Genomic DNA, 19450 nt, shown 5'->3' with positions numbered 1-19450 from the left:
AATTTATTTAAAATATTTAAATGTATATGCTAATCCAGGAACTTCGCCTTCAATTCCTTTGTTGGTATAATGCAAGCTTCTTTTTTGCCATACCATTTATAACGATTTCTTGCAATAAAGTCGTAAACCCAGTTTCTTATAAAAGTTGGGATAATAAAAAAAACTACCATCAGATTTAATGGAAAGCCCAATTTTGAAGCTATTTTTAAAGCAGCTGTCGATTTATGGAATAATCCGTTTTCAAAAGAATACAGTAAAATGGAATCAATTTTTTGGGTATCAATATTATATTCATTTATTAATTGCTTACCTATTTCACTCTGTAAAGGCGCAAACATAAAGACATTATTTTTGTCGTGTTTAATCACATAATTAATGGCGTCATTACATAAATTACATACACCATCAAAAAGAACTAACTGCTTATGTTTTGGTAAACCATTTTTCATATATCAAAAATACGTAAGAAATTATTAGTAGTCCACATAAAGGTTTAGAACCTCCGTTTGTTAGGCTATTTTTTTACAGATTCTACCAATTCCAATTGATCTAAACTGACATTCGTTGTAAACATACCATAATTGACAAAGGCTTTATTTTTTTCAATAGTATCAATACTTCCAACCGCACGTCCATCTTGCAGACGTACACGATCGCCAACTTTTAAAGTTGGTCGTGGTACTTTTGGTTTATCCTTTTCTTTTTGTTTAGCTTCTTTTTTCTTTTCACGAATAACAACGACTTCTTTTTCGACCTCTTGCTTAACTTTTTGAATTTTAGTTTTTTCTACTTTTTGCGTTTTAGCCGAGATTTTTTTGCGTTTGGAATTTTCAATTTGAACTAATTTGAATAATTCATCCATCAACACGCCTTTTTGCTTGTTGTTAAAGAATTTTTCAGATAAATCATCTATTTTCTGACCTAAATAAATCAGACGTTGATTGCTGTCATACAATTCTTGATAACTCTCCAGCTTTTTCTGAATTTTACTATTTGTTTCTTCTAATTTACCAGCTTCAGCTTCTGTTTTACGTTCGTTAACCTTTAAGGATTGTTCAGTTTTTTCAAGTTTAGAACGTTCCTTTTGAAGCTTGGCAATGGTTCTATCAAAACGGATTTTACCTTTCTCTATTTTCTTTTTAGCTCGGTTAATTAAACCGTATGGAATGCCATTTTTTTGGGCAACTTCAAAAGTAAAAGAACTTCCGGCCTGTCCTAATGCTAATTTATAAATAGGTTCTAGTGTTTTTTCATCGAACATCATATTCGCATTTTGCATATGCGGTAATTCGTTAGCCAGAATTTTAAGGTTGGAGTAGTGGGTTGTTATAATGCCATAAGCCTCACGATGGTAAAATTCTTCTAAAAAAGTTTCCGCTAAAGCACCTCCTAGTTCCGGATCCGATCCTGTTCCAAATTCATCAATAAGGAATAATGTGTTTTTGTTACATTTTTTTAGAAAATAATTCATCTGTTTTAAGCGGTAACTGTATGTGCTTAAATGGTTTTCAATAGATTGATTATCGCCAATATCTGTGATGATTCTATCAAATAAAAATACGGTACTGCGTTCATGGACAGGAATTAAAAAACCAGACTGTAGCATAATTTGAAGTAATCCAACCGTTTTTAAAGTGATACTTTTTCCACCAGCATTGGGACCAGAAATTACTATTATTCGGTTCTCTTCTGTTAAATGAATAGACTGTGGATAAGTTTTTTGCTCTTTCTTCTTATTACTTAAATATAGCAAGGGATGATAAGCGTCGCGCAGATATAATTCACGATCCTCATTAACTCTAGGCAAAATAGCGTCTATAGATTGGGCGTACTTTGCCTTTGCTGAAATAACATCTATCTCCGTTAAAAAATCTTGATATTCCTTCAATAACGGCAAAAACGGACGAATAAAATCAGTTAAAGACTTTAAAATCCTTACTACTTCTTCGTTTTCTTCGTATTCTAGATTATTTAGTTCTCGGGTATAGCGCAGTGTAGTTTCGGGCTCAATATAAACAATGCTTCCTGTTTTACTGCCACCCATAATAGAGCCTTTAACTTTTCTTCTATACATAGCTTTAACAGCTAATACACGTTTGTTATCGACAACTGATTCACGAATATCATCTAGATATTCTAACTGATGGTAACTGTTTAATGCCGACGCGAAACTCTGATTAATCTTGCCTTTAAGATTATTAATTTCTAGTCGTATACCTTTTAAAGCGGGTGAAGCATTATCTTTCACATCGCCAAAACGATCAATAACAATATCAATTTCTTCAATTAGTTTTTTTGTGATTTCAATTTCGGAAGCAAACTCATATAAGTTAGAGTAATATTCTTGGAACTTCTTAAGAAATAATATGATTTCATTTGCTGTAATGGAAATGGATACAATTTTTTTAAGACTAGGCGCCTCTAAATAGGTGTTTTCAATTTTTAAAAGCTTTAACTCTTTGGCTATCGTTTCAAAACCATGATTGGGAATGCGATTGTCATTAATAAGCGATGCCACATATTCATTGGTTAAAGCCAATGCTTTTAAAGCCGATTCCTTATTTTTTAAAGGAGATACTTGCAAAACAGCTTCATGACCTAAACCAGTAACACATAAATTACTGACTTGCTGTAAAACTGTTGAGAATTCTAGATCTTGAAGTGTTTTTTCCTGAATATGTATCATAATTTTCCTTGAAGTAAGGGTCGCTATTTTTTGGTTAGCAAAAATACGTATTATGTTTTAAAACTAATCCATGGATAAAATTATAACTTCATTTTATATTTATGTAAATTTGAAAATTAAGACCTCTTGTTTATGAAATTTTTTAATTTAGCGTGTATTATTGCACTTGTTTTAATGACATTTTCTTGCCAAAAAGAGTATATGAAATATAGCGATAAGCCTGATTATGTAACCAATCCGCAGGCGCAATACAAATCGTATTTTGAGTCTTATGACGCAGCCTTACAACTTTGGGGAGTTCCTTTTGAAGAGTTATATATTCCAACCAGTGTAGGTATAGCTCATGTAATTGTTAGTGGTCCTAAAAATGGAGAACCATTGGTTTTATTGCATGGTATGAATGCTACTTCTACTATGTGGTATCCAAATGCAAAAGCATTTTCTAAAGATTATAGGTTATTTGCAATCGATTTTATTCTAGAGCCTGGAAAGTCTTTAAACACAGCAACCTTTGATAATGTTGATGAAATTGCTTCTTGGTATTATGAGATTTTTGATAAGTTAGAATTAGAGCAGTTTAGCCTTATTGGTGCTTCAAAAGGTGGGTGGTTATCTGTTAAAATCGCTTTGTATAATCAAGAGCGAATCAAAAAAATGGTATTATTGAGTCCAGCTCAAACCTTTATTTGGATTAGACCAAGCATGGATTTATTAAAGAATATTATTACCATGTTTTCATCTGATGATAAGAAAACTGAACAAACTTTAAAATCCATGTCTAGTAATGTAGACAATATTAATAAAATCTATTTAGAGCAATTTTATCAATCACACACCATCGACTCTATCAGCAAATTCACGATGGCTATGCAGCCTTTTTCCAAACGTGATTTACAATCTCTTAAAATGCCTGTATTAGTTTTAATTGGTGATGATGACGCTATTAATAATAGTAAAACTGTGAAAATGGCCAAAGAAATATTACCATATGGCCAAGGCGAAATTATTAAAAATGCAGGTCATTTTTTAAGTATTGATCAGGCTGATGTGGTTAATCAAAAAACAATTCAATTTCTAAACATTAAAAACAAAAAGTAATTATAGATATACTTGAAGTGTAATTACAATCATTGTAAAAATAGTTAAAATCAATAATAACGGTAAAACAAACTTTAACCATTTATTGTAACCAACCTTTACAATGGCTAATGAGGCTAGAATTAATCCTGTTGGATTTATAAAAGCAAATAAGCCTAATCCATATTGGTAGCAGTTAACAATAACTTCTCGGCCAAAACCAACCGTATCGGCTAGAGGTGCCATTATTGGCATCGTTAAAACTGCCATTCCTGAGGAACTTGGAATAAAAAACGATAGTCCACTATATATAAATAACATGGCGTTTGCAAAAAGACCTTTATTCATGCCTTCTGTTACCGTGCTAGCATGATATAACATGGTGTCACTAATTAAGCCATCATTCATTAAAACCGATACACCTCGAGCAATACCTATAATTAAGGCCACTCCTAATAAATCGGAAGCCCCTTTTACAAAGGTTTCCACAAAAGTTGTTTCTTGAATTTTTCCAATGATTCCGATAAGTATAGAACCGACTAAAAATACCGTTGTCATTTCTACAAACCACCATTCTAACTGAGATACACCGTAAATCATGACCACAAAACACAGCGTAAAAATAAGCAGTATTAAGCGCATACGCGTGGTTAATTTTAAATCGGTTGAGCTTTTTGTTCCAAAATGGGCCTCTATTTCTTCTCTTTGATCGTATATAATAGATTTTGTCGGATCCTTTTTGACTTTATTAGCATAGCGTAAAATGTAAACGATACAAATACTTAAGCCAATAATTAAGGTGATAATTCGTCCTGTTAATCCTGTTGTCCAGTTAATTCCCGCAGCATCCGATGCAATAATAGTACTAAACGGGTTTACTGTAGATACCATAGTTCCAATGGCAGAACCTAAATATATGGCCGCCAATGGTACCATAGCATCATATTTTGCCGCTAAAAACATAGGGATTAAAATAGGGTAGAAGGCAATCGTTTCTTCAGCCAATCCAAAAGTTGTACCGCCTAAAGCAATTAATGTAGTAACTAAAATAATTAGAATATATTCATGTCCCTTTAGTGCTATGGCTAACCAAACAATACCAGCATCAAAAGCACCAGTGAAATTCATAATACCAATTAATCCACCAATTATAAGCACTAGAAAAATAATATCTGAAGCCTCAATAATACCCTTGATAGGCGATTGAAAAAACTCAACGACACTTTGAGGTTTTGCTTTAACTTCTTGATAGGTATTTGGTATAGAGATAGGTTTCCAAATATCTCCATTGGTAAATTTATCGATGGGAATATTAATATCTAAAGCTTGTAAGGTAGCTTGAGTGGCAGGAAGCGATTCGGTTGTTTCTAAATGTGTTCGCGTGAAATTATTACCTGCTTTATCATAAGCCAACGTATCGTATTTTCCCGCGGGAATAATCCACGTTAACAATGCAACCATTGCTGCAATTATTAATAAAATAGTTTGAGCTGTAGGAAATTTTATTTTTTTCAAGAGAAATTATTTTAAGAGGATAAAGATAGTACTAATTTAGTGCTGTCATAAAAAAGTTATAAAAAATGGACCTAAATATTCACGAAAGTTGGAAACCCTATTTAAAAGATGAGTTTAATAAGCCATATTTTGAAAATTTAATGACTTTTGTGAAATCTGAATATCAACATCAGACGTGCTACCCGCCATCCTCTGAAGTTTTTCAAGCTTTTAATGCCTGTCATTTTAATAATATTAAAGTCGTAATAATTGGTCAGGATCCATATCATGGCGTTGGGCAAGCTAACGGTTTATGTTTTAGTGTTCAAGATGGCATAGCGCATCCACCGTCGTTAAAAAATATATTTAAAGAATTAGAAACCGATATAAATAAAGCGACTCCAGAGAGTGGAAATCTAATATCTTGGGCTGAACAAGGTGTTTTACTATTGAATGCAACCTTAACGGTTAGGGCTCATGAGGCTGGAAGTCATCAAAAACAAGGTTGGGAAACTTTTACAGATTCGGTGATAAAGATAATTAGTGAAAAACAAAACGATGTGGTTTTCCTACTTTGGGGTGGATTCGCTAAAAAGAAATCGAAGTTAATTGATTCCACAAAACATACGATTTTAACCAGTGGTCATCCATCGCCATTGAGCGCTAATCGCGGATATTGGTTTGGCAATAAACATTTCAGTAAAGCAAATCAGATTTTGGAGCGTAAAGGTTTTAGAGCAATAAACTGGTGATTAATTACTATAGTTGTAATATATAAGTTGGCAATAAATTAAAGAAAGTTAGTATTCATTTTAAATTCAATAATTGCGTTATTATTTATAATACTTTCCATTAATCAAAAGTATTCTTATCAGTTACCGAATTGATGATGATAACGATATGCGGCAATTAAGAAAGCTTGGTATTTAATTTTAACTGTATATAGATATGAAGATTCTGTATTAAAATAAATTAACTCCCTGTTGCTGCAAGTTGAACGGTCGCGGTAGGAATTACGTTGTTTTTGGTAACCGCAAATATATGCTTGTTTTCCAAACTTTTTTTGGTACGGTTTGCTGTTTTGTTGCAACTAAAAACTAGTAATATAAAGTTAACTGCAACCAAAAAAGACAGTAATATGGTAATGATTAATAGCATAAGCAATTTTTATGATTGAACACAATACCGCAAATGTAAGTTAAATTACTTAAGATTTAGATAATTAATAATACTTATCGACGTAATGAACGTTTTTTAACTATATGATTACTAGTTGTTTTTAGTGAAGTATGCTAGAGAAGTATTAAAAGTGAATTCAATAATTTGATTTATTAACGTGATAAATTTAAAAGATATTTGACATAAACTATTTTCTCTCAGTATGTCGTTTTGTAAAATAATAAGCGGTTTTAATGTATTCTTAATTAGCCTGAAAAATTCAGGCTAATAAGTATAAGATGCTATTGATACTAATTCTTTATTAAAAAAACCAAAATAATCAAATAAAATAGACAAGGTAAACAACGATCTAATATTAGGAATAGGTAATTGCTTTTCATAAAAAGATTGTATTTGATTGGTATCTAATTCGGGTGAATATTCTACACTATCAACCGATTCGCGACTTACCAATGAAACATTTCTTAATAAAGTGGGGTGTTAAAAAACTTAATTTAAAAAAGAATTATCGTATTTATAAATTATGCACTAAAGTATTATAAGGAACTGATTTCGGAATAATATTCAATGCTAATAACTGTTCCTGAACATTATCTATAGTGGTTTCTGACATACTGCTTTGTGACCATTCCGTTAATGATAACCATTCTTGGACATCTTCCAGTTTCTGATCGTAGCGTTTGGCAATAACCTGATCTATATTTGGAATAGATTTAAATTCTGTGGTTGCTTTATTAATAATTTTTAAAATGGTTTGTAATGTATCTGCATCATTTTCAAGAAAAGTATCTCTCACAGCTATTACAAAGCATGGCCAAGGTGTTGGACAACTCCCTAAACGTCTAAAAACACCCTTATCTACCAATGGTTTGGTCATAAATTTTTCCCACATAAAATAGTCGGCTTTCCCATTTGTAAGTCCATCAACGGCGCCATTTAAATCTTGGACAACTTCAAATTGCAATTCTTTTTTAATATCCCAATGATTGTTTTGAGCATTGATATAAGCCATGAGGTGTGAGCCAGAACCATAGCGACTAATTGCTGCTTTACTACCTTTTAGGTCTTCAAGTGATTGGTAGGTGGAGTTTGCACCCACATGAATTCCCCAAATTAATGGTGTTTCCACAAAGGTTTGTACAATTTTAGAAGGGTTTCCTTCAATAATATCTTTAATTATACCTTCAGTTAAAATAACTGCAATATCAATTTCTCCCTTACGGAGTGCTTCATTCATTTCACCGGTTCCGCCGGGATAATCATGCCAACGTAAATTGATGTTTTCATTTTTATAATCGCCATTTTTAAGTGTTAAATACCAAGCGAGATTAAAATGTTCAGGAACGCCACCTATATTTACAGTTTTCATAAGCTTGTTATTTTATTCAATACGTACACAATTAATTCTTCAACTACTTTTTTCGGGTCTTGACTAAATGTGCCGTTTGCCCGGTTTGCAATAATAGCATTTATAGATATAGCGTGATGCCCTAATAGTTTTGACAAGCCATAAATAGCAGATGTTTCCATCTCTAAATTGGTAATACGGTGATTTTTATAAGCAAAGGAATCCATTTTAGAGTTTAAATCCGGATCCTGAACCGGCAAACGTAAAACGCGACCTTGAGGTCCATAAAAACCGATAGCAGTTGCAGTAATTCCGTTATGTGTTTTTTTAGAAGTAAAATGCTTTTCTAAAAATGGACTGTTGCCAATTAAAATGGGCTTGGATTTATTACTATACCAATCGGTATGTTTTATAAACGCATCTTCAATTTCGGGATTTGAAAATTTTTCAATTTGATAAAAATGTAATAAACCATTTAAATCTAATCCATGAGATCCTATTACAAAACTATTAACAGGGATATCATTTTGCAGGGAACCAGAAGTTCCTATTCGTACAATATTTAAAGACTTCAAACTCTTTTTGGGCTGCCGTGTTTTTAAATCAATATTTACTAATGCGTCCAATTCATTAACTACAATGTCAATATTATCAGGGCCAATTCCGGTTGAAATTACCGTTAACCGTTTTCCCTTATAAACACCTGTTTGTGTTTTAAATTCACGCTTTTGAGTAGAAAACTCTATAGAATCAAAATGCTTGGTTATTTTCTCAACACGATCCTGATCTCCTACAAAAATAATGGTGTCAGCCATATTTTCTGGCTTTAGATTTAAATGGTAAACACTACCATCCGAATTTAGTATTAATTCAGACTCCTTTATAGGCATAATTTATTTTTTTATAAGTTCGTTGCGCTCGCTACTAAAGTAAAAGTCCAAGCATTTAACACCACCATAGGTCATGTTATTATTTACTAAAGAAGCAAAGTTTTGGGTTCCCATTAAAGCTTCATGCCCCTTGCGATTAAGCTCAATTTGGCTTCCTGAATCTTCATAAAAAAGAGATAATATGTTTATTTTCCGTCTCATTTGAATAGCATTATAACCATAATAACCTTGGAAATTTAAGGCATAACCCAATAAATGATCTTTTGTTTTAACATTTTTATCATGAATTATGGATAGTATGTTTTCTTCTAAAACGCTTAAACCATTTTTTTGATTAGGGAAACGTGTTAAATGTGCTTTTAAGCAACTATTTAAGTATATAAATGATGATTTTTTAATAATGTAAGGTTTTAACAAATTATGATCTTTTCCACAGTAAATATGCCAAAGAGTTCTTGCTAAATCTTTATCAGAATCTAATAGGCGTATTTTATTCTTGTAATGGTCTAATAATTGACTTCGGGTGAGTTCCGTAAGTCTTTTTAAATTTTTTTCATCTTCAACACGACCACTACATACCAAATATAAGGGCAGCTTCACTTGTTTTTCTGAGAGTAGTTTTATGACACTCAACATATTTATATGGCAAAACAAATCGAAGTCAAACCACAAAACAACTTCAGAAAACACTTTTGGCTCATTCAAAATGCTTAATTCCTGTTTCACCAAGTCTTCATCTACTTCAATCTCATAAAAATCTTGTAAAAATTTTTTCCGAATATCTAAAAAAATTCGAGAATCCATTTGTTCTAGAGTAGGCCCTTCACATAGCATTTCTTGCCATGTTAAAAAAGTTCCATCAACATCTAAACTTTTTAAGTAGATTGTTAATTTTTGGCCATTCGTTATATGAAGGGTTTTACTGTTCATTAACCTCCAACACGTTTAACTGAAAACCCTTTATCTTTAAGGATTGTCATAATTTTATCACGGAAATCCCCTTGAATAATAATTTTATCATCTTTAAAACTACCACCAACACTTAAGGTTGTTTTTAGTTCTTTGGCTAATAATTTAAAGTCTTCGGTTGCGCCAGTATAACCGTCAATAATAGTAATAGGCTTGCCTTTTCGCTTTTCATATTTACACATAATTGGATCGTCCTGAATCCACAAACTATCATTATTGTCAGATGTTTCTTCTGGTTCTTCCTTAATGTGCTCTGGAAAAAGATTTTTTAATTGATCTTGTATATCCATGTTTATTTTTTAATTAATCCTAATTCAATCAGACGTTCTGTTAAAAATTCGCCTGCCGTAATATCTTCAAATTGCTTTGGATTATTTTCATCAATACAGCTGTCTAAAACATCCAACTTCATATCACTTACAGGATGCATAAAAAATGGCATAGAATAGCGCGATGTTCCCCAAAGTTCTCTTGGTGGGTTGATAACACGATGGATTGTCGATTTTAGTTTATTATTGGTATGACGCGATAACATATCGCCCACATTTATCATCAATTCATCTGGTTCTGCAATGGCGTCCAACCATTCACCGGCATGATTTTGTACTTGTAAGCCGCGACCTTGGGCGCCCATTAGTAAGGTAATTAAATTAATATCGCCGTGAGCTGCCGCACGAACTGCATCTTTTGGTTCATCAATAATTGGAGGGTAATGTATGGGGCGTAAAATACTGTTACCATTCTGAATAAATTTGTCAAAATAGGTTTCTTCTAATTCCAAATGAAGCGCTAAAGCACGCAAAACATATTTAGCTGTTTTTTCCAACATACGGTAAGTTTCTTTACCTGCTTTATTAAATGCTGGTAATTCTGTAACCTGTACGTTTCTAGGATATTCTGCTTCAAGTTTCGGATTGTTTTCAACATATTGGCCAAAGTGCCAGAACTCTTTTAAATCACCTTCCTTTTTGCCTTTTGCGCTTTCTTTTCCAAAAGAAATGTAACCACGTTGACCTGCAATACCTTCAATTTCATATTTCCGTTTGGTTTCTAGTGGTAAAGCAAAGAAATTTTTGACTTCACCATAAAGATTATCGACCAATTTGTCATCTAAAAAGTGTCCTTTTAAAGCCACAAAGCCAATATCTTCGTAAGCTTTTCCAATAGCGTTTACAAATTGCTGTTTGCGCTTTGGATCTCCCGATGTGAAATCTTTTAAATTAACACTTGGTATGATATTCATATTGTTTCGAGTTTTATAAGTAAGTGTTACAAATGTACGAAAACATAATAAAGATTGAAATAGTATTTATTATTCGATTACTTTTTGAAATTATCAATTTCATAGTATATTTGACAAACAGCTTTTATGAATCAGACAGCAACAACTTTTAGTAATATAGCGTATAGTAAATTAGATCTTAGTAGCGATGAATTATTAAACCTCTACAAGCGCATGCTTAAACCGCGCTTAATAGAGGAGAAGATGTTAATTCTATTGCGTCAAGGTAAAGTTTCTAAATGGTTTTCTGGAATAGGCCAAGAGGCCATTTCAGTAGGTGTAACTATGGCTTTGAATTCAGAAGAATATATTTTACCAATGCACCGAAATTTAGGTGTTTTTACTACGCGTGACATTCCATTGTACCGTTTATTTAGCCAATGGCAAGGAAAAGCAAATGGCTTTACGAAAGGACGTGATCGATCGTTTCACTTTGGAACACAAGAATTTAAAATAGTCGGCATGATTTCTCATTTAGGACCACAATTAGGGGTTGCAGATGGGATTGCACTGGCAAGTAAATTGAAAAACAAAAAACAAGTTACTGCTGTTTTTACTGGTGAAGGCGGAACAAGTGAAGGTGATTTTCACGAAGCTTTAAACGTGGCTTCCGTTTGGCAATTGCCGGTTTTATTCTGTGTAGAAAATAACGGTTATGGACTATCCACGCCAACAAACGAACAATATAACTGCGAACATATTGCTGATCGTGCTGTAGGTTACGGTATGGAATCGCATATTATAGACGGTAATAATATCATAGAAGTTTATACGAAGATGCGTGAGTTGGCTGAAAGTGCTCGCCAAAACCCACGTCCTATTCTCATTGAATTTAAAACCTTCAGAATGCGTGGGCATGAAGAGGCAAGTGGTACTAAATATGTCCCGCAAGACTTGTTAGACATGTGGGCTAAAAAAGATCCGTTAGAAAATTTTCAAGCTTTCTTAATGTCTGAAAATATTCTAACAGATACGCAAGATTCAGAATGGCGAGCTAAAATAATTGACGAAATAAACACGAATTTACATACCGCTTTTCTAGAAGACGATGTCGTTGCAGATGAATCTACTGAATTAAGTGATGTTTATAAATCATATTCGTATCAGGATATTAAACCGAATTCAGAAACAGCAGAAATCCGATTAATTGATGCTATTTCAGAAGGTTTAAAACAATCTATGGAGCGCCATGATGATTTAATAATCATGGGTCAGGATGTGGCTGAATATGGTGGTGTTTTTAAAATAACCGATGGTTTTGTCGATCAATTTGGAAAAGATCGCGTTAGAAATACACCTATTTGCGAATCGGCAATTGTAGAGGTAGGAATGGGGCTTAGTATTTCTGGAATGAAATCAGTTGTAGAAATGCAATTTGCTGATTTTGTAACGTCTGGATTTAACCCGATTGTAAATTATTTAGCAAAATCTCATTATCGTTGGAATCAACATGCAGATGTGGTGGTAAGAATGCCTTGTGGAGCAGGTGTTGCTGCAGGACCATTCCACTCACAAACCAACGAAGCCTGGTTTACTAAAACGCCAGGTTTAAAAGTGGTTTACCCAGCTTTTCCTTATGATGCCAAAGGTTTATTGGCAACGGCTATTAATGACCCAAACCCAGTATTGTTTTTTGAACATAAAGCTTTATATAGAAGCATTCGTCAGGATGTCCCAACCGATTACTTTACCATTCCATTCGGAAAGGCCGCACTTTTACGAGAAGGTGAAGATGTAACCATTATTTCCTACGGAGCAGCTGTGCATTGGGCTTTAGAAACCTTGGACAACAATTCAGATATTAAGGCGGATTTAATAGACTTGAGAACTTTGCAACCTTTAGATACCGCAGCTATTTTTGAATCAGTTAGAAAAACGGGTCGTGTAATTATTTTGCAAGAAGATTCACTTTTTGGCGGAATAGCATCCGATATATCAGCTATGATAATGGAAAATTGTTTTAAAGATTTAGATGCACCTGTAAAACGTGTTGCGAGTATGGAAACACCAATTCCTTTTATCAATCAACTAGAAGCACAATATTTAGGAAAAGGTAAGTTTGAAAAGGCTTTAAAAGAATTATTGGCTTACTAACTAAAATATTTTTATTGATTTAATACTATAAAAAAACCGCATTGAAAAAATGAACTTTCAATGCGGTTTTTGCTTATATACTTTTCTAATTAACTATCCTTTCCATTTTGCAAATCTTTGGCAATAGCTTGAACCTTATCTAAAACACGTAACAAGTTTTCGCTCCATAGTTTGCTGATTTCGGCCTCCGTATAACCACGACGAACCAGCTCTAGAGTAACATTAAAAGTTTCAGAAGCATCTGACCAACCTTCAATACCACCTCCGCCATCAAAATCACTACTAATACCAACGTATTCAATACCTATTTTATCAACTATATAGTCAATATGGTCTACAAAATCTGCAACATTAACAGCAGGAGGGAAGTCTGCAATGTTTTTAGCCTTGTCATTAGCTAAGCGTGTAACATCTGCATAATACTCATAAAATGCTTCTTTTTTATCATCGCTTAATGCCATAACTTCCTCACGAGAATTATACCACTTAACGCCCATTGAATCGGCAACTTTTATTTGTATACTTTTTAAAGCTTCTTTTCGTGCTTCAACTTTCTCCGTGTTTAAATACGCATCAAAAGCAACAGTTTGTACGACACCACCATTATCCTTTAACCATTGTAATTGCTCATCATCTAAATTACGACTGTGGTCACAAAGCGCACGAGCTGAAGAGTGCGATGCAATAATAGGTGCTTTACTAATTTCTATCATCTGACGCATAGCCTCTTTTGATGGATGAGAAACATCAATCATCATTCCTAAACGATTCATTTCTACAACAACTTCTTTTCCTAATGGACTTAAACCATTGTGAAGCCATACATCGTCTTCTTCACCTGTATTACTATCACTTAGTTGGCTATGACCATTATGAGAAAGGGACATGTAGCGACCTCCTAAATCGTAAAATTTACCGACATTTTTAATATCCATTCCAATTGGATAACCATTTTCAATACCAATCATAGCAATTTTTTTACCAGAAGCATGGATTCGTCGCACATCATCTGAACTTACTGCCAGTTCAATTTCTTCTGGAGCAATGTCAGTAACCAAGCGGTGAATGGCATTAAATTTATCCATAGCTTTCTCATGGGCTTTTGTATAACCTTCATTAGATAAGGTGTCTTGACCTGTATAAACAATAAACCAGGCTACATCTAATCCACCGGCCTTCATTTTTGGAAGTGTGACTTGCGAATTTAAATTTTGTGTATAATTTATGGAATCTGTAAAATTATTCACATTAAAATCATCGTGAGTATCCAAGGTAATAACACGTTCATGAATACCTTTAGCACGCTCAATCATTTCTGGTGTTACGGCTACTTGTTCGGGTTCGGAATTGATAACTTCGGTTTGTTTAGCTTCATTTTTACAACTGAATAACATAAAAAATAAAGCACTAGCAACATAAATTGATTTCATCTGTAATTTGGTTTTTTGGGTAAGATGTGAAGTTACAAAAAACTTGGACGTATGAAAGTTTCTTTATAAAATACTATCTTTAAAGTTTCAGGCAATATGAAAAGACACCAAACATTATTCATAGTAGTAATTTTGATTATTAGTTGTAAGGCTGATAAGCCCAATGATTATACATGGAACAAATTAACAGTTACAGCGACAGCTTTTAATTCATTAGCTTATCAAACTAATTCCAATCCGCAGATTACTGCATTTGGGGATAGCCTAAAACCAGGGCTTAAGTATATTGCCGTTTCTCGCGATTTACTGAAGCTAGGTTTAGAACATAATACACCAGTTGCTATTGAAGGCTTAAATGGATTGTATATTGTTAAAGACAAAATGCATTGGCGCTGGAAGAAACGAATAGATATTTATATGGGATTGGATGTTAAAGCTGCAAAAAAATGGGGTAGAAAAAAGGTGTCAATTGCTTATGGTATAAAAAACGAACCTATTTTAAAACTAGAAGATGAAGATTAGACCTTCTAATTTCTACTTAAATATTATGGGGTGATTTCATTTGGAAGCCATACTATTATTAATGTTCTCTTAAATTAAATAGGAAGTTTAACTAAACCATAATTTTTACTATATATTTATCCGGAATAATTTTTTTAGGTATAGTTTTTGAACTGTCCAGCTTAAAATCACTTTGATTAACGTCTCTATGAACATGAAGGCTTATTTATTATGTACCCTAATTTTACTTTTTGTTGCTTCTCCAGCAATAGCACAAGTGGATGACAATCCAAATGCATTTACACCCATACCTGCGGTAAAATCGGATTCTGGGGATAGTGAATTTAAAATAAGTCCTATAGAAAACAATGATTACTTTAAACCTAATACTGGTAAAATTAATGGTTTATCCGTTCCTAATAATTCTGGTTTAAATACCGATGATAAACCTTTTTCCATGTATGGTGAAAAGTTTGGAAATCCAGGTGAATTGTATGAGAAACAAGTTAAGAAACTTTCTAAATACTCCGAAAGAGAAGGTCGAGGTGCTCAAGGTGGTAGTACAGAAACGCAATATTTAGGCGATTTTACAACAACAGCAAACCAAGTTAACGTTATTTATAGAGATCATATGTCTCCAGATGGTGACCGGGTTCGGATATATGTAAATGATGTTATTGTAAAACACAATGTCTTACTAGAAAGTTCTTTTAAAGGATTTATCCTACCTTTAGAAAAAGGTTTTAATAAAATAGATTTTCAAGCCTTAAACCAAGGTGATTCTGGTCCTAATACTGCGGAATTACAAATTCGGGATGAGGACGGTAAAACCATTGTTGGAAGCCAGTGGAATTTAGCCACAGGTGTAAAAGCAACACTTATTGTAGTAAAAGAATAGCCTTATTGAATTGTTTCTAACGGTTCTACATGTCCCATTTCTAAATCACCTAAAATAATTGTTCCCACTCGAACACGAACTAATCGAAGGGTTGGAAAGCCAACAGCCGACGTCATTTTTCTAACTTGTCTATATTTCCCTTCCTTTATAGTTATTGAAATCCACGTGGTTGGTCCATGTCGCGCATCTCTAATTTTTTTACCACGCTCTGGAAAATCAGGAGTGGCATCTAAAACATAAGCTTTTCCTGGCTTTGTAAGATACGGTTTGGCGTTTACGGTTATGCTCACTCCGGTTTGAAGCGTAGTTATAGCTTCAGCGGTTATAGTGCCATCCACTTGAACATAATACTCCTTTTCTATTTTGCCACCCGTAACATATGTGCTTGTTTTGCCATCTGTTGTTAGCAGTAGCAAACCTTCTGAATTTTCATCTAATCTTCCAATAGCCATAGTATTTTCAGGAAAATTGAATAATTCACCTAATAAACGTTTATTTCTTTTTTGTTTCCCATTAATAATAAACTGACTAATAAAGCCATAAGGTTTAAAGAGTTTAAAATGAAAAATGGGTTGTTTGGTCACGCTTTTAAAAATATAAAATTGCTATTAAGGAACAAAATTAAGTTTAAAACCGACATTGTTTAAAAAGTATCGATAATTATTTTAAAAAAGTTCTTGATAAACCTTGAAAAGTACGTATTTTTGCACATTGCAAAAACCTATGAGCACGAGTATTTCATTATCAGAATTAGAGGATAGAAAAGAAGGTAAAAATCTTTATAGTTACCAAAAGGGAGCAATTAACAAAATTTTTAAAAGTTTTGAAGAAGCCCCAGAAGACTATCATTTGTTGTATCAATTGCCAACAGGTGGTGGTAAGACCGTTATTTTCTCCGAAATTGTAAGACAGTATTTAAAACACCATAAAAAGAAAGTGTTGGTTATGACTCACCGTATTGAGTTATGCCGACAAACTTCTGGTATGCTTACCGAATTTGGTGTAGAGAATAAAGTCGTTAATAGTAAGGCTAATTTGGACGATCAAGCGCAGTATAGTTGCTTTGTTGCCATGGTTGAAACCTTAAATAACCGTTTAAATGAAGATAAACTAGATATTTCTGATATCGGTTTAGTCATTATTGACGAAGCGCACTATAACTCTTTCACCAAACTTTTTAAGTTTTTTGAAAAAGCGTTTATTTTAGGCGTGACTGCAACACCATTAAGTTCCAACATTAAATTACCAATGAAGGACAATTACGATGAATTAATCGTGGGTGAAAGTATCGAGTCGCTTATAAATAATGAGTTTTTAGCAAAAGCGGAAGTGTATTCATACAATGTAGGATTAACATCTTTAATTGTTGGTGCCAATGGTGATTACACCGTAAAATCTTCTGAAGATTTATACACCAATAATGATATGCTTTCCAAATTACTTCAAGCTTATGAAGAACGTTGTAAAGGCAAAAAGACCTTGATTTTTAACAATGGTATTAACACGTCTTTGCACGTTTATGACACCTTTAGAATGGCTGGTTATCCAGTAGCTCACTTGGATAATACTAATACCAAAAAGGAGCGAAAAAAAATATTAAAATGGTTTAAAGAAACGCCAGATGCTATTTTAACGTCTGTTAGTATTTTAACAACTGGTTTTGATGAACCAACAGTGGAATCAATTGTTTTAAACCGTGCTACCAAATCATTAACTTTATACTACCAAATGATTGGTAGAGGGTCTCGTATTCTGAAGAATAAAAGTACGTTTACCGTTTTAGATTTAGGAAACAATTTACATCGTTTTGGTCCTTGGGGAGCAGATTTAGATTGGCATCGTATTTTTAGATCACCAAACTTCTATTTAGATGGTATTTTAGCCGATGAAGAAATTGAAGAAAATTTCCGTTATGAAATGCCTGACGATTTGCGTGAGTCATTTGCAAATTCGGAAGATGTTTATTTCAATATCAAGAAAACATATATAGCTGCTGTAACAGCAGGCGAATCGTCTAAAGTAGTTTTAGAGCGCTCCATTGAACATCACGCTAAAATATGTGTAGAAAATAGCGAGGATTTATGGGATGCTTTAGATTTAGCTAAAAAACTGGGTGATGATATTGATTACCGTATTCACCGCTACACAAAATGTATTAGTAAGAGTACATTTAATTTTGTTGAATGGCTGAAAGATGATTATCGTAAAAAATTACGCGCTTATTTACGTAGTAATTTTGATGAAGTATTTTTGGAAGTGCATGGCAGAGAAGCAGAATAACGAGTTTACCACCAAACAATAAAGTATTTATCTATAGAATTATCGGGACGTTTTATCCAACAACAAGCGGCATGTTTTTCGTTATGTATTTGGGTAAAATCGCCATGTGATGATGCGTAATCTTTCCAAGTTACCGCATCGTGAGGTTGTTGTAACCAATTTGGTTTGGATGGGAAATAAAAACTAGAAGTTTTAAAATTAAGTAAATCTTCTGCTTTTAAATAATAACCAACCACACATTTTTGGTTGACTACCTTTAAATCAACGTTTTTATTATAAGGCAAAAATAACTGCGCCTTAAAGCAGACTTTTTGCGCAATGGTTTTTACATCTAATTTTAAATCATGCAGCAAAGTTTCCGTTTGATGTTTGTAGAGCAGTGGAAGCTGTTTGATTGTAAGCTTGGTTAACTTTTCCACTAAACTATCTTTTCGGTTAGGGCCAATAAAATGATCTAATTCTGAAGTCCCAATAGATTCATCATATACATAAAATTTATAAACGATTTCTAGATGAATGGGTTTATCTTGATAGGTGAAAATAGCATCCATTTCCCCAATAGTTTGCTTCTGATCTTGTATCTGAATGTTTTCGACTAAAATTGAAATCGATTTACCGTGTTCCAATTCATTATAAACAAATTGCTCTACACGTTTACCCAAACGCAGATTATCAGGCAAGGTTCTTTTAAAAGTTTCTTTGTATTTTTCGACTAATAAGAATTGCGAAATTCCAAACACAGCATCGCCTGCCCATAAATTGGGTGTTTGTTTATAGCCTTGGTATTGGCGTTGTATGTTTTCTGATTCAGATTGCATTACTTTTTGTTTGTCATTTCCATTTGATAAAGATGGAAATTTTTTGCCCAAAAATTAGGTTTAACTTTTACTAGCTTGAATCCCATTTTTTCATAAAATGTATAGACAAGTTGACTCGTTCGGACTGTTATTATATGAACATTTGGATTTTTATTTAAATGATTAATTCTAAATTGGGTTAATTCTTTTCCAATGCCTTTTCCTTGAGCTTGTGGATCTATAATATCCCAAGATATTTTGGCCATTTTTTCTTCTAGAAAGTAGTTTATTCCACCGGCACCAATTATTTTAGAATCTTCTAAAGAAACGAAATAATCCTCTATTTCAGAATCCCAATAGTTTTCAAAAGCACTTTCTTCGGAAATGTCAAAGTGTTTTGGCGTGTTTTGTTTTAACAGATCCATTACTTGTAATCTGTCCTGGTTGATGTAGGCTCTAATCATTTTAATTAATGTTTTAAAAGTACTGTATTAATTGGAGCAAAGTAACAAAATAAAAAGGACC

19 protein-coding genes are annotated in these 19450 nt (G+C 33.2%); 6 read left to right on the top strand and 13 right to left on the bottom strand.

From position 1 onward, the window contains the following. Window positions 1-29 precede the first annotated feature (29 nt). Entirely contained in the window at window positions 30-449 is a 420-nt protein-coding gene (locus BZARG_RS01315; RefSeq protein WP_008634186.1) for a thiol-disulfide oxidoreductase DCC family protein, read from the bottom strand. 65 nt (window positions 450-514) lie between these two features. Then, window positions 515-2686 carry an endonuclease MutS2 gene (locus BZARG_RS01310; RefSeq protein WP_008634804.1) on the bottom strand — a complete coding sequence of 724 codons (2172 nt, stop codon included), beginning with the start codon at window positions 2684-2686 and terminating at the stop codon, window positions 515-517. Between the two features lie 132 nt (window positions 2687-2818). Here BZARG_RS01310 and BZARG_RS01305 point away from each other — a divergent pair, with 132 nt between their 5' ends. After that, on the top strand, window positions 2819-3784 hold the full coding sequence (locus BZARG_RS01305; RefSeq protein ID WP_008634621.1) for an alpha/beta fold hydrolase: 966 nt from the start codon (window positions 2819-2821) through the stop codon (window positions 3782-3784). On the opposite strand, the gene BZARG_RS01300 is transcribed toward BZARG_RS01305, so the two are convergent. Next, window positions 3785-5278 (bottom strand): YfcC family protein, encoded by a 1494-nt coding sequence (locus BZARG_RS01300; protein WP_008634632.1) that lies wholly within the window; start codon window positions 5276-5278, stop codon window positions 3785-3787. It lies immediately after the preceding gene. Between the two features lie 65 nt (window positions 5279-5343). Here BZARG_RS01300 and BZARG_RS01295 point away from each other — a divergent pair, with 65 nt between their 5' ends. Next, on the top strand, window positions 5344-6009 hold the full coding sequence (locus BZARG_RS01295) for a uracil-DNA glycosylase (protein WP_008634640.1): 666 nt from the start codon (window positions 5344-5346) through the stop codon (window positions 6007-6009). A 691-nt stretch (window positions 6010-6700) separates the two neighbouring features. On the opposite strand, the gene BZARG_RS01285 is transcribed toward BZARG_RS01295, so the two are convergent. The 6 genes from BZARG_RS01285 to BZARG_RS01260 all read right to left on the bottom strand — a co-directional run bounded on the left by BZARG_RS01285 (window position 6701) and on the right by BZARG_RS01260 (window position 10886). Then, a complete protein-coding gene (locus BZARG_RS01285) occupies window positions 6701-6889 on the bottom strand; it encodes a hypothetical protein (protein ID WP_008634806.1) in 189 nt (62 codons plus the stop codon). Between the two features lie 61 nt (window positions 6890-6950). Next, entirely contained in the window at window positions 6951-7805 is an 855-nt protein-coding gene (locus BZARG_RS01280) for a substrate-binding domain-containing protein (RefSeq protein ID WP_008634808.1), read from the bottom strand. Then, window positions 7802-8674 (bottom strand): nucleoside phosphorylase, encoded by an 873-nt coding sequence (locus BZARG_RS01275; protein WP_008634410.1) that lies wholly within the window; start codon window positions 8672-8674, stop codon window positions 7802-7804. The genes BZARG_RS01280 and BZARG_RS01275 overlap by 4 nt, the downstream gene beginning before the upstream one ends. A 3-nt stretch (window positions 8675-8677) precedes the next feature. Beyond that, a complete protein-coding gene (locus BZARG_RS01270) occupies window positions 8678-9604 on the bottom strand; it encodes a hypothetical protein (RefSeq protein WP_008634171.1) in 927 nt (308 codons plus the stop codon). Then, on the bottom strand, window positions 9604-9933 hold the full coding sequence (locus BZARG_RS01265; protein WP_008634625.1) for a translation initiation factor: 330 nt from the start codon (window positions 9931-9933) through the stop codon (window positions 9604-9606). The genes BZARG_RS01270 and BZARG_RS01265 overlap by 1 nt, the downstream gene beginning before the upstream one ends. A gap of 2 nt (window positions 9934-9935) precedes the next feature. Next, window positions 9936-10886 carry an isopenicillin N synthase family dioxygenase gene (locus tag BZARG_RS01260; protein WP_008634505.1) on the bottom strand — a complete coding sequence of 317 codons (951 nt, stop codon included), beginning with the start codon at window positions 10884-10886 and terminating at the stop codon, window positions 9936-9938. A gap of 126 nt (window positions 10887-11012) precedes the next feature. Here BZARG_RS01260 and BZARG_RS01255 point away from each other — a divergent pair, with 126 nt between their 5' ends. Further along, complete coding sequence (locus BZARG_RS01255; protein WP_008634510.1) at window positions 11013-13019, top strand: alpha-ketoacid dehydrogenase subunit alpha/beta; 2007 nt, start codon at window positions 11013-11015, stop codon at window positions 13017-13019. 89 nt (window positions 13020-13108) lie between these two features. Here the strand turns inward: BZARG_RS01255 and BZARG_RS01250 are convergent, their stop codons facing one another. Then, the gene (locus BZARG_RS01250) at window positions 13109-14449 is read right to left on the bottom strand and encodes a dipeptidase (protein WP_008634801.1); all 1341 of its coding nucleotides are present in this window, start codon (window positions 14447-14449) and stop codon (window positions 13109-13111) included. Between the two features lie 96 nt (window positions 14450-14545). Here BZARG_RS01250 and BZARG_RS01245 point away from each other — a divergent pair, with 96 nt between their 5' ends. Further along, entirely contained in the window at window positions 14546-14971 is a 426-nt protein-coding gene (locus BZARG_RS01245) for a 3D domain-containing protein (protein ID WP_008634556.1), read from the top strand. A gap of 193 nt (window positions 14972-15164) precedes the next feature. After that, window positions 15165-15848, top strand: coding sequence for a hypothetical protein (locus tag BZARG_RS01240; RefSeq protein WP_123766852.1), 684 nt, complete (start codon window positions 15165-15167; stop codon window positions 15846-15848). Window positions 15849-15850: 2 nt separating this feature from the next. On the opposite strand, the gene BZARG_RS01235 is transcribed toward BZARG_RS01240, so the two are convergent. Beyond that, a complete protein-coding gene (locus tag BZARG_RS01235; RefSeq protein WP_008634528.1) occupies window positions 15851-16432 on the bottom strand; it encodes a pseudouridine synthase in 582 nt (193 codons plus the stop codon). Window positions 16433-16571: 139 nt separating this feature from the next. On the opposite strand from BZARG_RS01235, the gene BZARG_RS01230 reads away from it, so the two are divergent. Next, window positions 16572-18128, top strand: coding sequence for a DEAD/DEAH box helicase (locus BZARG_RS01230; protein ID WP_008634645.1), 1557 nt, complete (start codon window positions 16572-16574; stop codon window positions 18126-18128). Window positions 18129-18133: 5 nt separating this feature from the next. Here the strand turns inward: BZARG_RS01230 and BZARG_RS01225 are convergent, their stop codons facing one another. Together BZARG_RS01225 and BZARG_RS01220 are read right to left on the bottom strand one after the other, a co-directional pair. Then, the gene (locus BZARG_RS01225; RefSeq protein WP_008634494.1) at window positions 18134-18946 is read right to left on the bottom strand and encodes a DUF1853 family protein; all 813 of its coding nucleotides are present in this window, start codon (window positions 18944-18946) and stop codon (window positions 18134-18136) included. Continuing rightward, window positions 18946-19389, bottom strand: coding sequence for a GNAT family N-acetyltransferase (locus tag BZARG_RS01220; protein WP_008634789.1), 444 nt, complete (start codon window positions 19387-19389; stop codon window positions 18946-18948). The genes BZARG_RS01225 and BZARG_RS01220 overlap by 1 nt, the downstream gene beginning before the upstream one ends. Window positions 19390-19450 lie beyond the last annotated feature (61 nt).

The sequence above is a fragment of the Bizionia argentinensis JUB59 genome, assembly GCF_000224335.1.
GTDB classification, from domain to species: domain Bacteria; phylum Bacteroidota; class Bacteroidia; order Flavobacteriales; family Flavobacteriaceae; genus Algorimicrobium; species Algorimicrobium argentinense.
This window is presented reverse-complemented; position numbering and strand designations above follow the sequence as displayed.